At 70.9% G+C, this 14,438-nt stretch carries 12 protein-coding genes; 4 read left to right on the forward strand and 8 right to left on the reverse strand.

Going from position 1 to position 14,438, the window contains the following annotated elements:
• Positions 1-31: 31 nt before the first annotated feature.
• From ACJOT3_RS09315 to ACJOT3_RS09340, 6 genes are all read right to left on the reverse strand, one after another.
• Positions 32-781 carry an MIP/aquaporin family protein gene (locus tag ACJOT3_RS09315; protein WP_406970967.1) on the reverse strand — a complete coding sequence of 250 codons (750 nt, stop codon included), beginning with the start codon at positions 779-781 and terminating at the stop codon, positions 32-34.
• Positions 782-991: 210 nt separating this feature from the next.
• Positions 992-2,488: a glycerol kinase GlpK gene (glpK, locus tag ACJOT3_RS09320; RefSeq protein ID WP_406970917.1), complete on the reverse strand. Its 1,497-nt coding sequence runs from the start codon at positions 2,486-2,488 to the stop codon at positions 992-994.
• Between the two features lie 702 nt (positions 2,489-3,190).
• Positions 3,191-3,976, reverse strand: a complete 786-nt coding sequence (locus ACJOT3_RS09325; protein ID WP_406970919.1) for an IclR family transcriptional regulator — start codon at positions 3,974-3,976, stop codon at positions 3,191-3,193.
• 182 nt (positions 3,977-4,158) lie between these two features.
• Positions 4,159-5,166, reverse strand: a complete 1,008-nt coding sequence (locus tag ACJOT3_RS09330; protein WP_406970921.1) for a threonine aldolase family protein — start codon at positions 5,164-5,166, stop codon at positions 4,159-4,161.
• A gap of 58 nt (positions 5,167-5,224) precedes the next feature.
• Positions 5,225-5,683, reverse strand: a complete 459-nt coding sequence (locus ACJOT3_RS09335; RefSeq protein ID WP_406970923.1) for a MarR family winged helix-turn-helix transcriptional regulator — start codon at positions 5,681-5,683, stop codon at positions 5,225-5,227.
• Between the two features lie 2 nt (positions 5,684-5,685).
• Entirely contained in the window at positions 5,686-6,318 is a 633-nt protein-coding gene (locus tag ACJOT3_RS09340) for a DJ-1/PfpI family protein (RefSeq protein ID WP_406970925.1), read from the reverse strand.
• Between the two features lie 658 nt (positions 6,319-6,976).
• On the opposite strand from ACJOT3_RS09340, the gene ACJOT3_RS09345 reads away from it, so the two are divergent.
• Positions 6,977-8,353, forward strand: a complete 1,377-nt coding sequence (locus ACJOT3_RS09345) for a GntP family permease (RefSeq protein WP_406970927.1) — start codon at positions 6,977-6,979, stop codon at positions 8,351-8,353.
• A gap of 18 nt (positions 8,354-8,371) precedes the next feature.
• Here ACJOT3_RS09345 and ACJOT3_RS09350 read toward each other — a convergent pair whose 3' ends face one another.
• Complete coding sequence (locus ACJOT3_RS09350; RefSeq protein WP_406970929.1) at positions 8,372-9,100, reverse strand: FadR/GntR family transcriptional regulator; 729 nt, start codon at positions 9,098-9,100, stop codon at positions 8,372-8,374.
• Between the two features lie 107 nt (positions 9,101-9,207).
• Between ACJOT3_RS09350 and ACJOT3_RS09355 the strand changes: the two genes are divergently transcribed.
• Positions 9,208-9,717, forward strand: coding sequence for a gluconokinase (locus ACJOT3_RS09355; protein WP_406970931.1), 510 nt, complete (start codon positions 9,208-9,210; stop codon positions 9,715-9,717).
• A gap of 116 nt (positions 9,718-9,833) precedes the next feature.
• A complete protein-coding gene (locus tag ACJOT3_RS09360) occupies positions 9,834-11,708 on the forward strand; it encodes a hypothetical protein (protein ID WP_406970933.1) in 1,875 nt (624 codons plus the stop codon).
• 167 nt (positions 11,709-11,875) lie between these two features.
• Here the strand turns inward: ACJOT3_RS09360 and ACJOT3_RS09365 are convergent, their stop codons facing one another.
• Positions 11,876-12,265 carry a hypothetical protein gene (locus ACJOT3_RS09365; protein ID WP_406970935.1) on the reverse strand — a complete coding sequence of 130 codons (390 nt, stop codon included), beginning with the start codon at positions 12,263-12,265 and terminating at the stop codon, positions 11,876-11,878.
• 371 nt (positions 12,266-12,636) lie between these two features.
• Here ACJOT3_RS09365 and ACJOT3_RS09370 point away from each other — a divergent pair, with 371 nt between their 5' ends.
• Positions 12,637-14,307, forward strand: a complete 1,671-nt coding sequence (locus ACJOT3_RS09370) for an ABC transporter substrate-binding protein (RefSeq protein ID WP_406970937.1) — start codon at positions 12,637-12,639, stop codon at positions 14,305-14,307.
• The last annotated feature ends 131 nt before the right edge of the window (positions 14,308-14,438 follow it).

Raw genomic sequence — 14,438 nt, forward strand, 5'->3', positions numbered from 1 at the left:
CGCCCTTCCCCACTTCCGACGCGGGGGTCGCTCAGGCGCCGAAGCCGGTCAGCTTCCACACCCAGGCGCCGATGACGCCGCCGATGAGCGGGGCCACCACCGGGATCCAGGCGTACGACCAGTCCGAGGGGCCCTTGCCCGGGATCGGCAGCACCGCGTGCGCCAGCCGCGGCCCGAGGTCACGGGCCGGGTTGATGGCGTACCCGGTCGGGCCGCCCAGCGACAGGCCGATGGCCAGCACCAGCAGACCCACCAGCAGCGGCGCGATACCGGTCGAGAACAGCGCGGACAGGTCGGCGCTGCCCTGCGTCACGTGGCCGGAGTTGGCGCCGATGCCCAGCACACCCAGCACCAGCATGGCGGTGCCGATGACCTCGGTGACGATGTTGGCGACCGGGTGGCGCACCCCGGGGGAGGTGCTGAACACGGCCAGCTTGGCGCCCGGGTCCTCGGTCTCCTTCCAGTGCGCGAAGTACACCAGGTACACCAGCACCGCACCGGTGAACGCGCCGGCCAGCTGGGCGGCCATGTAGCCCGGCACCAGCGCCCAGTCGAACTCACCGATGCTGGCCAGGCCCAGCGTCACCGCCGGGTTGATGTGCGCGCCGCTGACCGTGCCGACCGTGTAGACGGCGATGGCCACCGCCATACCCCAGCCGAGGGTGATGACGATCCAGCCGGCGTCGAAGGCCTTGGACTTTGCGAGGACGACCCCGGCGACGACACCGCCGCCGAGGAGGATGAGGATCGCCGTGCCGACGAACTCCGCGAGATAAACCAGCATGATGCCTCCGCCCACAAGGGGCAGCCGGGTCACGGGGTCCGTGGCCGCCCGCGGGCACGGGCATAATCGGACTCACCCGTCACAGGAATGGGATGGGGCGGGCCGCCCGCAGGGGTGGCCCGGTCCGCGCCCGGGGGCCGTCAGGTTGGCAGCCGGTGCCCCCGGGTCGCGGTCGTCTGAGGGGAACGGGCGTCGCCCGCCCGCGCGTCACTTCTCGTCGTGCTCGACCCAGCCGAGGGTGCGCTTCACCGCCTTGTTCCAGTTGTGGTACTCCCGATCGCGCACGGCGGGCTCCATCTCGGGCGTCCACTCGGCCGCCTTGTGCCAGTTGGCGCGCAGGGTCTCCACGTCGGGCCAGTAGCCCACCGCCAGGCCGGCCGCGTAGGCGGCGCCCAGACAGGTGGTCTCGGCGACCATCGGGCGCACCACCTCGGCGTCCAGGACGTCGGACAGGATCTGCATGAGCAGGTTGTCCGCGGTCATGCCGCCGTCCACCTTCAGGGTGGTCAGGTCGATCTTGGAGTCGGCGTTCATCGCGTCGACGACCTCGCGGGTCTGCCAGGCGGTCGCCTCCAGGACGGCGCGGGCGATGTGCCCCTTGTTGACGTAGCCGGTCAGGCCCGCGATGACGCCGCGGGCGTCGCCGCGCCAGTGCGGGGCGAACAGGCCGGAGAAGGCGGGGACGAAGTAGCAGCCGCCGTTGTCCTCAACGGTGCGGGCCAGCGTCTCGATCTCCGGGGCGGTGGAGATCAGCCCCAGGTTGTCGCGCAGCCACTGCACGAGCGAGCCGGTGACCGCGATCGAGCCCTCCAGGGCGTACACGGCCGGGGCGTCGCCGAGCTTGTAGCCCAGGGTGGTGAGCAGGCCGTTCTCCGAGGTGACCGGCTCGGTGCCGGTGTTCATCACCAGGAAGGTGCCGGTGCCGTAGGTGCCCTTGACGTCGCCGGGGTCGAAGCAGGTCTGGCCGAACAGCGCGGCGTGCTGGTCGCCCAGGGAAGAGGCGACCGGCACGCCGGCCAGGTAGCCGCGGGCCTGGCCGTAGACCTCCGAGGAGGAACGGATCTCCGGCAGCACGGCCGCCGGGATGCCCATGGCGTCGAGGATCTCGGGGTCCCACGCCAGGGTGGCCAGGTTCATCAGCATGGTGCGGCTGGCGTTGGTCACGTCGGTGACGTGGTGACCGGTCAGCTTCCAGATGATCCAGGTGTCCATGGTGCCGAACAGGACCTCGCCGCGCTCGGCGCGCTCGCGCAGGCCCTCGACGTTGTCGAGCAGCCAGCGGAGCTTGGGGCCGGAGAAGTAGGTGGCCAGCGGCAGGCCGCAGGCGGCGCGGAAGCGGTCCTGGCCCCCGTCCGCGCCGAGCTCGCGAACGAGCTCGTCGGTGCGGGTGTCCTGCCAGACGATGGCGTTGTGGACCGGCTCGCCGGTCTCCTTGTCCCAGACGACGGTGGTCTCGCGCTGGTTGGTGATGCCGATGGCGGCGACCTGGTCGGGGGAGATGTCGCTCTTCTCCAGGGCGTTCTGGACGACGACCTCGACGTTGGCCCAGATCTCCTGGGCGTCGTGCTCGACCCAGCCGGGCTTGGGGAAGATCTGCCGGTGCTCGCGCTGGTCGACCGAGACGATACGGCCGTCCCGGTCGAAGAGGATGCAGCGACTCGATGTGGTGCCCTGGTCGATCGCGGCGACGTACTGCTGACTCATCGGATGCTCTCGCCTTCAGTGGAGGGCTCGGGAACGGGAACGGACACGCGCGAACAACGGGCTATACCCGCACGTTGTACGACATTGACGTATGAGTAGGCGTTAGTTTCATCCGCTTTTCCCACCTGTGTCAAGACGGCGTGACGCAATCGTGTCGCGTGGGTCACGTACCCTCACGAACGCCGTGACAACACCTCGGGCGTGCGACGAAGCCGTCGAGCCGCACACCGGACCGCCCCGCCGCCGCGACACACCCCCGAAACCCCAGCGCTCGCCGACGCCCGGGAGCACCACGAGCCGCCGCGCACATCCACCCGGGTCGACACCGGCCGGGAACACCGGCACGCCGCCCGGGACGGCGCGGGTCGGGGACGAAGCGCGGATTCACCCGTGGCGGTGAGAACCGGGGCGGTGACGCCGCGCGGGTCGGCAGACAGCGGCGCCGCAGGTATCCGCCCAGCTCAGCGCGGATCAGGCTCTGGGCCGCGCGGACCCACCCGGGCGCCACGGGTCAGGGCCGACTGGTAGCGGTCACGCGGGCATTCGCCCAGGTCGGCGCGGGTCGGGCCGACGGGCGGCGGCGCCGGCCTTCACCCGGCTCGGGGCTGATGGCGGCTCGGCGGACGGCGGTGGCGCGGACATCCGCCCAGGTCGGCGGGGTTGGCGGGGTCGGCGCCGAGGGCGGGTACGGCAGTCCGGGGGTCAGTAGGGGGTGGCGCCCAGCTCCCGGGAGATGGCCCGGGCGGCGTCGCGCACGTAGGACACCTGCTCCATGTCGAGCTTGTTGTCGGGGCCGCGCAGCCGTTCGACCGCGCCGCGGACCCCGATCGCGCCGACCGTGGTGCCCCGCCGGTCGCGGATGGGCGCGGCGATGGACACCTCGCCGTCCACCAGTTCCTCGGCCTCCCAGGCCCACCCGTGGTCGCGGACCTCCCCGAGCTGTTTCTCCAGCTCGCCGGGGGAGGTGATCGTGAAGCGGGTGTAGGCGGGCAGGAACACCGGCCCCTCCTCCACGCTCGTGTCCTCCAGCGGCGTGACCAGCGGGTCGAACGCCATGAGGACCTTGCCCAGCGCGGTGGCGTGCAGCGGCAGCAGCGTGCCCACGTCCAGGGTCTGCCGGGAGGAGTCCGGGCGGAACACGTGGTGCACCACGAGCACCTGGCCCTGGTGCGGGGTGCCGATGCGCACGCTCTCGCCGCTGCGGGAGGCCAGGGTGTCGGCCCAGTTCAGGGCGCGGGTGCGCAGCTCGTTGCCGTCGAGGTAGCGGGTGCCCAGGCTGAGCATCCCCCCGCCCAGCCGGTAGCGGCCGGACTCGGGGTCCTGTTCGACGAACCCCACGTGCTGGAGGGTGCGCAGGATGCCCAGGACGGTCCCCTTGGGCAGTTCGAGAGAGCGGGAGATCTCCGCCAGGCTCAGCCCCCGGGCCCCACCGGCCAGGAGGCGCAGGATGGCGGCCGCACGTTCGATGGACTGGATTCTTCCCGGCATGGGGGTGCTACCACTCTCTAGTACGACAATGTCATACGCGCATGCTACTACGCGATGTGACGCCCGCCATGGGACGAGTGACATCGGGCCGCCCGGAACGACCCGAAAGGATCGCAACAGTGTAGTGGCCGGGTCTGTGGGCCCCGCGCCCGACGTGCGCGAACGCGGGGCCCGGCGACCGGTCAGAGTTCGGCGGCCGCCTTGGCGATCGCCGTCGCGGCCTCGTCGACGTCACGGTCGGTGATCTCCAGGTGGACCACCAGGCGGATCGTCTCCGCGCCGATGTCCAGGGCCCGCACACCGTGCCGGGCGAACGCCTCCCGGTAGGTGGCGGCCCGCCCCTTCGGGGTCTCCACCAGCACCATGTTCGTCTGCGCCCGCGCACCGAGCCCGGGCACCTGGGCGATCCGCTCCGCCAGCAGCGCCGCCCGCGCGTGGTCCTCGGCGACCCGCTCCCGGTGGTGGCGCAGGGCGTGCAGGGCGCCCGCCGCGATGACGCCCGCCTGGCGCATCCCCGCGCCCAGCAGCTTGCGGGCCCGCCGGGCCCGGGCGATGGTGGCGGCGTCCCCGGCCAGGGCCGAGCCCACCGGGGCGCCCAGCCCCTTGGAGAAGCACACCGACACCGAGTCGAACCCCTCGGCCACCTCGGCCGGGGAGGCCTCCAGCGCTGCGGCGGCGTTCCACAGCCGGGCCCCGTCCAGGTGGGTGCGCAGCCCGTGGCGGTGAGCGAACCCGGTCACCCGGCGCTGTTCGGCCAGCGGCACCACCCGGCCGGTGAAGGTGTTCTCCAGCCACACCAGGGCGGGCTCGGCGCGGTGGACGTCGCCGCGCCCGGCGATCCACGACTCCAGCAGTTCGTCGGAGGGGAACAGCCCGTCGGAGTACAGCCGGGGCAGCGCCCGGGCCAGCACCGCCGTGGCCCCCTGCTCGTCCCCGATGAGGTGGTGGTGCTCGTGCGCCCACACCTCGTCGCCGCTGCGGACGGACACGTACAGGCCCAGCTGGTTGGCCATGTGCCCGGACGTGACGTAGAGGGCGGCCTCCTTGCCGAGCAGGGCCGCCGTCTCCTCCTCCAGGGCCCGCACGGTGGGGTCCTCGCCGAAGACGTCGTCGCCGACCTCCGCCTCCGCCATGGCCGTGCGCATGGCGGAGGTGGGGCGGGTGACGGTGTCCGAGCGCAGGTCGATCATGGTCGCTTCCTCAAGGTGAGGCGGTGGGCTGTGCGACCGACGATACTGCCCGGGGGGTTCAGTCCCGCGGGCCGATCCTGTCCAACGCCTCCGACAGCAGGCGCAGGGAGGCCAGCGCGTTCGCGGCGTCCTCCACCCCGAGTTCGGCGACCAGCGCCTCGGCCAGCCTGCCGTGCGCGGGGTCGATCCGGCGCAGCGCCGCGACGCCCTCCCGGGTGGGGGACAGGAGCTTGGCGCGGCTGTGCGCGGGGTTGGGCAGGTACTTGGCGAGCCCCTGCTCCACCAGCACGTCCGCGATGCGCTGAACGCTCTGCCGGGCGCTGCCGAGTTCGCGGGCGATGGCCGACACCGCCTTGGGGGCCTCCGAGACCGAGCCGAGCACCTGCCAGCGCGCGGCGGTCAGCCCCGCCGGCCGGGCCAGTTCCTCGGAGACCGACAGGAACTGGCCGTTGAGGCGGAAGACGGTGAGGGCGGTCCCGCTGAGCAGTTCGGCGCTGTGAGGGTCGGGACTGCCCATGGTCAGGCCCCCTCCATCAGCGCGAAGTAGGCGCCGGCGTCGTGCTGGGCGTGCAGCCGGTACCAGGCGTCCAGCGTCCTGGGCGTGAACAGGTCCAGCTGGGCGAAGATCTCGCGGGCGAACTCGATCGGCGCGGTGGAGCCCGCGGTGATCAGACCGTCGTCGGTGACGGCCAGGTCGTTGCGGTACCTGCCCGCGCCGGTGTAGCCGGTGGCCAGCAGGTATTCGGGCGCGGAGCTGGTGTGGTCGCGGTAGTCGAGCAGGCCCTCGCGGGCCAGTCCGGCGGTGGCCCCGCAGATCGCCGCGACGGGGACCCCGGCGTCGAGGAAGATGCCGGCGGCCGAGGCGAAGGAGGTCATCGACTCAGGGTCGGCGTCCCAGGAGCCCGCGCCCGGCAGGATCAGCATCGCGCTGGTGGACGGCTTGAGCTGGGTGAGCGTGAGGTCGGGCAGGACGGTGACGCCGCCCATGGTGGTCACCGGGGCGCCGCTGAGGCCGACGGTGACGACGTCGTGGCTGCCCGGGGAGCGCTGCCACTCGCCGCTGCGGATGGTGGAGACGGCGTGGCCGATCTCCCAGTCGGCGAGCCCCTCGTAGACGGCGAGGTGGACGGTCTTCTTGTTCTCGTTGCTCATGACAACATCCTGTCATCTTGACAGCATGCTGTCAAGGGTGCGGGGACAAGGGGACGGACTTCGTGGAACCGATGGCTGTGGCTTCTGCGGATTTTCGGGTGGCACGTTTTTCGGGCGGCATGTCCCGCGGGGCGCTCGGCGGGGTGCCCGGTGCTTGAAGAGCATCGTGAACCATGTTCCAGTCCTTGTGCTTTTCCGGGCTGTGAGGAAATTCGGATAAACCCCTCGCCCAAACGGGGCTTTTTGCTATCACCGCAGGTCAGAGCGCTTGTGCTGTGGAATTCGTCGTTGTGTTCGGCTGCGCTCGGCGAGGTCGGGCCGCGGGGTGCGGGGTGCGGCCGACTGCGGGTGGCCGGTCGGCGCACGGCGGTTCGCAAGGAATGCGAAAGGAATTCACATTCGGGTCCCGGGCGCGGGGGAGTCCGGCGGGCGGTGCGCGACGGGCAGCGTGTGACGGGGCTCACTCTCAGGCGGGAACGCCCGTGTCGTCGGGGGTGCGCGTGACACGGGTCTCGCCGAGGTCACAGAAGTCCACGCGGGTGTTCACAGATGCTCACAAATGGTACTACCATTTCGTCCGCCTGCCTCGATGACAGGCCGGGGCCGTGCCGTCCGACGACCCCGTCCCTCCGTCGTCCGCTCATCGGAAGGCTCCGCTGTGGAGAACTTCACGCCCGTCTACGGGACGGGCCCCCTCCTCGGGATCGCGGCCGGGGCCATCGCCCTGCTGCTCTTCCTGATCATCCGCCTGCGCCTGCACGCCTTCGTCGCACTCGTCCTGGTCAGCCTGCTGACCGCGGTCGTCGCGGGCATCCCGGTCACCGAGATCATGCCGACCCTCCTGGGCGGATTCGGCGGGACCCTCGCCAACGTCGCCCTCCTGGTCGGCCTCGGCGTCATGCTCGGCCGCATGCTGGAGGTCACCGGCGGCGCCGCCGTCCTCGCCTCCGCACTCATCAAGGTGTTCGGCGAGAAGCGGGCACCCCTGGCCCTGGGCGTCGCGTCCCTGCTCTTCGGCTTCCCGCTGTTCTTCGACGTCGGCCTCGTGGTCATGCTGCCGATCGTCTTCAGCGTCGCCCGCCGCGTCGGCGGCTCCGTCCTCACCTACACGCTGCCCACCGCGGGCGCCTTCGCGGTCATGCACGCCTTCGTGCCCCCGCACCCCGGTCCGGTCACCGCCGCCGTCGAGATCGGCGCCGACATGGGCCTGGTCCTGCTGATCGGCCTCCTCCTGGCCATCCCCACCTGGTACCTGTCCAGCTACCTGTTCGGCCTGTGGGTGGGCAAGCGCGTGATGATCCCCGTGCCCGACGACATCATGTCCGACGGCACCGTGAAGCACGAGAACCCGCCCCACCTGGCCACCGTCGTCGGCCTGCTGCTCCTGCCGATGCTGCTGATCTTCGCCAACACCGGCATCAGCACCCTCGTCGCCACCGAGGCCGTGCCCGCGGACGCGCTGTGGGTGCAGATCTCCCAGCTCGTCGGCCAGACGCCGGTCGCCCTGCTCATCACCGTGCTGATCGCCATGGTGGTGCTGAGCCGGGGCCGGTTCACCCGCCAGGGCATGGAGAACCTGATCGGCGACTCCCTGGGCCCCGTCTGCGGCATCATCCTCATCACCGGCGCGGGCGGCATGTTCGGCATGGTCCTGCGCACCAGCGGCATCGGCGGCGCACTCGCCGAGACCCTGGACAAGGCCGGGCTGCCGGTCATCGTCGCCGCGTTCCTGATCGCGCTCGCGCTGCGCGTCGCCCAGGGTTCGGCCACCGTCGCCCTCACCACGGCCGCCGGGCTCATCGCCCCCGCCGTGCAGGCGGCCGACGGGCTGACCTCGATCGACCTGGCGCTGATCGTCATCGCCATCGCCTCCGGCGCCACCGCCCTGTCGCACGTCAACGACTCCGGGTTCTGGCTGGTCGGCCGGTTCCTGGGGATGGACGTCAAGACCACGCTCAAGACCTGGACCGTGATGGAGACCCTCATCGGCTTCATCGGGTTCGGCCTGGCCTTCGGCCTGAGCCTGGTGCTGTAGCCGTGGGGGCGGCCCGGCTCAGACGGGGACGTCGTCCTCGTCGCTGCGGGTCGGGTCGTCCTCCAGGGCCTCGACGACCTCGGTGACGATGGCGCGCATGGCCGCCTCGGCCACATCGGGCAGGCCGTCGCGGATGGCCTGGGCGACCGCCTTGTGCAGCCGCAGCGCCTCCGGGCGCGGGTGGCGGGGCATCAGGTCGTAGGAGGTGCGTCCCACGAGGACCTCCGACACCACCTGCGACAGGCCCACCAGCATCTCGTTGCCCGACAGCTCCAGGATCTGGCGGTGGAAGGCGATGTCCAGTTCGAGGAAGGTGTCCAGGTCGCCGGCGCGGCCGGTGCGGACCATCTCGTCGGCGACCACCACCAGGTGGGCGCGGGCCTGGGCGTCGCCGCGCTGCGCGGCCAGCGCGGCGGCACCGGGTTCGACCGCGGCGCGCAGCTCGTTGAGGGAGCGCAGCTGCTCCATGCGGCCCGAACCGGCCAGCCGCCAGCGGATCAGCTGCGGATCGAAGATGTTCCAGTCCAGCATCGGGCGCACCCGGATCCCGGTGCGGGGCCTGCTGACCACCAGCCGCATCGACTCCAGTACCCGCACCGCCTCGCGCGCCACGGTCCGCGACACGCCGAAATCCTCCTCCAGCCCCTGGAGGGTGAACGTGTGGCCGGTGGCGTACTCGCCCGCGGCGATGGCAGGACCGAGGACCGCCAGCACCCGGTTGTGCAGCGTGCGGTGATCTGTGCCCATCGTTCTCCCTGTTTCGGCCGGGGGTCAGGCTGAAGCCTAGCCGGATTGATTGATATCACTATTGGTGGCGGCACTTGCGCTCCCGCAGGTCCCCACGAGGAGAAACCATGCACTTCGTCTTCATGGGCGTCTCGGGCAGCGGCAAGACCACCGTCGCCGAACGCGTGGCGCACGAGCTCGGGCTCCCCTTCGCCGAGGCCGACGTCTTCCACCCGCGCGCCAACATCGACAAGATGGCCGCCGGGATCCCCCTCACCGACGACGACCGCTGGCCCTGGCTGCGCGAACTCGCCGGGTGGATCGCCGCCCACGAGGTGCTGGGCGAGTCGACCGTGATGGCCTGCTCCGCGCTCAAGCGGTCCTACCGCGACCTGCTGCGCGAGGGGGCGCCGGGGGTGCACTTCCTGCACATGCACGGGCCGGAGGAGGTCATCTGGGAGCGGATCGCCGCCCGGGCGGACCACTTCATGCCGCCCGCGCTGCTGCGCTCCCAGCTGGAGACCCTCCAGCCGCTGGACCCGGACGAGGCGGGACGCGAGTTCGACGTCCGGTCCGACGTCGACACCCTCGCCCGCCGGTCGCTGGCGTACGTGGAAAGCGCATTGCAACCGTTCTGACCTGCCGTCTTGCGCGGGAGAGGGCGACACGGGAACCTTTCGTCATGCAAGATTCCGTTTCGTCCCCCACAGCCTCTCCTGTGCGGCCCCCGCTGGACGTGCGGCAGACGTGTGTCGTGATGTTCGTCGCCGCCCCCGTGTACGGCCTGCTGGGCTACCTGACCTGGTCGCTCTTCGCGGCCGACGTCCCCCAGGAGGTGGTGGGCGACCTGTGGATCCTGGTGGTCCTCACGGCCCTGGCGGGCATCGCGTCCGCGGGCCTGGCCGTGCCGGTCCGCCGCGGCGACCACGCCCTGTGGCGCACCTCCCAGGTGGTCGCCCTGTTCATGCTCGGCGTCGCGCTGTTCGGGCTGCACATCGCCTCCAAGCTCGCGGTGACGCCACTGCTCGCCGGAGCCGCGCTGGCGGCGGTGACGGCCATCGTCATCAACATCGCCCTGTGGACCACCGAGGTCCGCCGCTGGTGCTCCCCGCCGCGTCCCCGCAACACCGCGAGCGCAGACGACATCGAAGCCCTCGCCGCCGCGGTCGCCGAACCCCGCCCCACCCCGCCGCCGGCCCCCGTCCCCCCGCCCGCGGAACCCGAACCCGCCGACTCCTACACCTGGACCGCGCCCCCCGAGCCCGAGCCCGAGCCCGAACCTGAGCCGGTCACCACGGGTTTCGTGTGGAACGTCCCCGACATCGACCTGTCCGAGACGCCCCCCGCCTCCGCATCCTCCCCGACCGAGAACGACACGTCGGCGGATGCCACCCTGCTCTCCGACGCCGTCGACGCCGCCGCCTTCGCCGAGCCCATCGACACCCCCGCGGCATCGGCGGATGCCGCTGTGACCTCTGAGTCCGTCGATGCCGCTGCGTCTGCTGAGCTCGCCGACACCAACGTCGAGGCCGCCTCCGGGGCCGAGCCCGTGGATGGCGCTGCCAGCGAGGACGCGCGTGAGGCCACCGAAGGCGGCAAGGCCCCCACGGCTGCCGGTGCTTCCGTGTCGGACGAGGCTGTCGAGGGTGTGGAGGCGGCTGTCTCCTCCGAGGATGGCGAAGCGCCCGAGTCTCCCGCGGCTGCCGATGATGCTGGTCCCCTCGCGGCCGCCGAGGTGCTTGAGTCCGCCGGTGCTTCCGCGTCGGACGAGGCCCCTGAGGGCCCGGAGACGGTTGCTCCCGTCGAGGCCGACGAGGCCCCTGGGGCTGCCGGTGGAGCTGACGGCCCTACGGCCACCGATGCTCCTGTTTCTGATGAGCTCCTGGAGGCGGACGAGTCTTCCGAGAGCGCAGAAGCCACCGGTGACGTCGCCACCTCCAGCGAGGCCACACCCGAGTCTGCGGAGTCGGTCGTTCCCGCCGAGGATGGCGAAGCGCCCGAGTCTCCTGCGGCTGCTGATGACGCCGATGCCCCTGCGGCGGATGAGGCCAAGGCCCCTGCGGCCGCCGAGGTATTTGAGCCTGCCGAGGGCGGTGAGGAGCCCGAGGTTCTTGAGGTCGCTGGTGGCACCGAGGCCCCCGCAGCCACCGATGTGCTTGCGGAGTCCGGGGCCGTTGAGCACGGCGAGACGTCCGAGGCCGTTGGTGACGCTGATGCTTCTGCGGTGACAGATGAGGCCGAGGCTCCCGCGGCTGCTGATGCCCCTGCGACGTCCGTGGCTGACGAGGCTCCCGCGACTGCTGAGGAGTCCGAGTCTCCTGCGGTTACTGATGGCGCCGATGCTCCTGCGGCCTCTGGGGCTGCCGGGGATGGCGAGACGGTGGATGCCCCTGCGGCGGAAGAGGGAGCCGAGGCTCCTACGGCCGCTGATACCCCTGCGGCGTCTGGGGCTGTCGGGGACGGCGAGACGTCCGCGGTTGCTGGTGACGCCGATGCCTCTGCGGCGGTGGAGGAGGGCGAGGCGGCGGATGCCGCTGTGGCTTCTGAGGGCGCTGATGCTGCTGCGTCTGCTGAGGCCACAGGGGCGGACGAGTCTTCCTCGGCCGGCGGTGGTTCCGGCAAGAAGTAGAGGTTGACCGGGGCGGGGGGACCGGCGTGGCCGGTCCCCCCGTTCTGTGTTCGGTCCGGGGAACGGGGAGTGGTCAAGTTTGAGCAGTGGGAGCGGGGAGCCCGGTAGTCAAACTTGACCAGTGGCGTCGGATGCGGGGGACCGGCCGGGCCGGTCCCCCGGTGGGTTCAGTCGTCGTCCTCGGCGAGGGTGTGCAGGCGGGCGAGGTGGTCGCTGTCGTCGTCGCCGTGGCGTTCCACGTAGGCCTCGCGGGCCTCGTCGGCGATGTCGGCGCTCTCGTCCTCGAACCCGTAGTCGCCGAGGTCGTCGAGCAGGTCGATGGCGCGGTGCAGCGGGTCGTCGTCATCGGGCTCCTCCGCCGGGAGGTGCTGCACGACAGCGGCGAGGAGGACCGCGCGGGCGTCGTCCACGGCGCTCTCCGAGCCCGCGGCGGCGGTCAGCCGGATCCGCGTGATGGGGTCGTCGTCCGCGACGAGCATGAGCTGTTCGGCCAGCCAGGCGCTGTCCTGGCCTTCGAGGAACGCGGTCAGCGCCGCGTCGTCAAGGGGAGTGGTCACCCGCAAGATGATAGGCCCGCACGCCCCCTGCCCGGGCGTCCGACCCAAGTCCCGAAAAAGACAAACCAGTCATTCATCCGATGACCCAATATCACGTTCCGTCATTGTTTCCCCGAACGCACAATAGATGAAGCCGGTGTTACCCCCTGCCTCTCGGTAACCGACTCCGGCCACTCGGGTAACGCCGGTATCGGACTTTCGGCCCCCGCTGAACAAGGCGGTCAACAAAACACACCTATGGATCACGCCACAGATCTGAAACGGTTGTATTAATACCCGGACGTCTACCTTCCCCGCTGGTACGGGCCCGGTCTAGGGTCCTCATCAATCGACTCCCCGGGCATAGGCGCCCACCCCCCACAGAGGTGGACATGTTCACGAAGACTTCCAGGAAACCGCTGGCCCTCCTGGCCGCAGCGGCGTCCGTGGCGCTGTTGGCGACAGCGTGCGCGGAGAGTGAGCGGGACCCCGATTCCGAATCCTCCGCACCGTTCGTATTCGGATCCGCCGGCGACATCACATCCCTCGACCCGTTCCTCGCGAGCGACGGCGAGACCTTCCGCTACAGCCGCCAGGTCTACGAAACCCTCCTCGAACACGAATCCGGCGGCAGCGACATCGTCGGCGGTCTCGCCGAGACCTGGGAGCAGTCCGAAGACGGCACCGAATGGACGTTCAACCTCCGCGAAGGCGTCGTCTTCCACGACGGCGACGAGCTGACCGCCGAGGTCGTCTGCGCCAACTTCGACCGCTGGCACAACCTCTCCGGCCCCTGGCAGAGCTCCAACAACTCCTACTACTGGCAGGCCATCTTCGGCGGCTTCGCGGAGAACGAGGACGAGGGCCTGCCCGACTCCCGCTACGTCTCCTGTGAGGCCACCGACGAGCTCACCGCCGTCATCACCATCACGGAGTACTCCTCCATCTTCCCGGGCGGCTTCAGCCTCGCCGCGTTCGGCATCCTGAGCCCCACCAGCCTGGAGAACATCGCCGACGCCGAGATCACCGGTGAGGAGGGCAGCTACACCCTGCCCGACTACACCACCGAGCCGGGCGCCGTCGCGGGCACCGGCCCCTTCACGGCCCAGGCCTGGAACCGCGACCAGGCGGAGGTCACCCTCCAGCGCTTCGACGACTACTGGGGCGAGCCCGCCGGGTTCGAGACCATGATCCTGCGCGCCATCCCCGACGAGACGGCCCGCCGCCAGGCCCTGGAGGCCGGTGACATCCACGGCTACGACCTGGTCGCCCCGGCCGACGTCGAGCCCCTCACCGAGGCCGGTTTCCAGGTCCCGACCCGCGACGTCTTCAACGTCCTCTACCTGGCCTTCCAGCAGGAGACCAACGAGGCGCTGGGCGACATCAAGGTCCGCCAGGCCCTGGCCCACGCGGTCGACCGCCAGCGCATCGTCGACACCATCCTCCCGGCCGGCGGCGAGGTGGCCACCCAGTTCCACCCGAACACCCTCGACGGCTGGTCGGACAACGTCACCACCTACGACTACGACCCGGAGCTCGCCCAGGAGCTGCTGTCCGAGGCGGACCAGGAGGACCTGACCCTCGACTTCTGCTACCCGACCGAGGTCACCCGCCCGTACATGCCGGCCCCGCGTGACATCTTCGACGTCATCAGCCAGGACCTCGAAAGCGTCGGCATCACCGTCGAGCCGAAGTCCTACGAGTGGACCGAGTACATCCCCAAGACCAACAGCGGCGACTGCTCCCTGTACCTGCTGGGGTGGACCGGTGACTACAACGACGCCTACAACTTCCTGGGCACCTGGTTCTCCGTGAAGGACGACGCCTGGGGCATGGACGAGCCTGAGCTGTTCGAGGCCATGGCCGAGGCCAGCGGCAACCCGGACCCGGAGGAGCGCATCGCCGCCTACCAGGGCCTGAACGAGCAGATCATGGACATCCTGCCGGGGCTGCCGATCTCCAGCTCCCCGCCGTCCATCGTGTTCGCCGGGAACGTGAACCCGCCGAACGTCAGCCCGCTCACCCAGGAGAACTTCGCGGAGGCCTCCTGGAAGGAGGACTAGCCTCCGACCGCTCGGCCCCGTGACCCGGGGCCTGGGAAACCCGTCTCCCGCGCCGCGTCGCGGGAGGGGAGGGCCCGGCCGATCCGTCCCCCGGTCGGCCGGGCCCCGTCCATGTCGACCCCGCCCCACCC

Origin of the sequence: Nocardiopsis protaetiae, assembly GCF_045446735.1 — a bacterium.
Taxonomy (GTDB): Bacteria; Actinomycetota; Actinomycetes; order Streptosporangiales; family Streptosporangiaceae; genus Nocardiopsis; species Nocardiopsis protaetiae.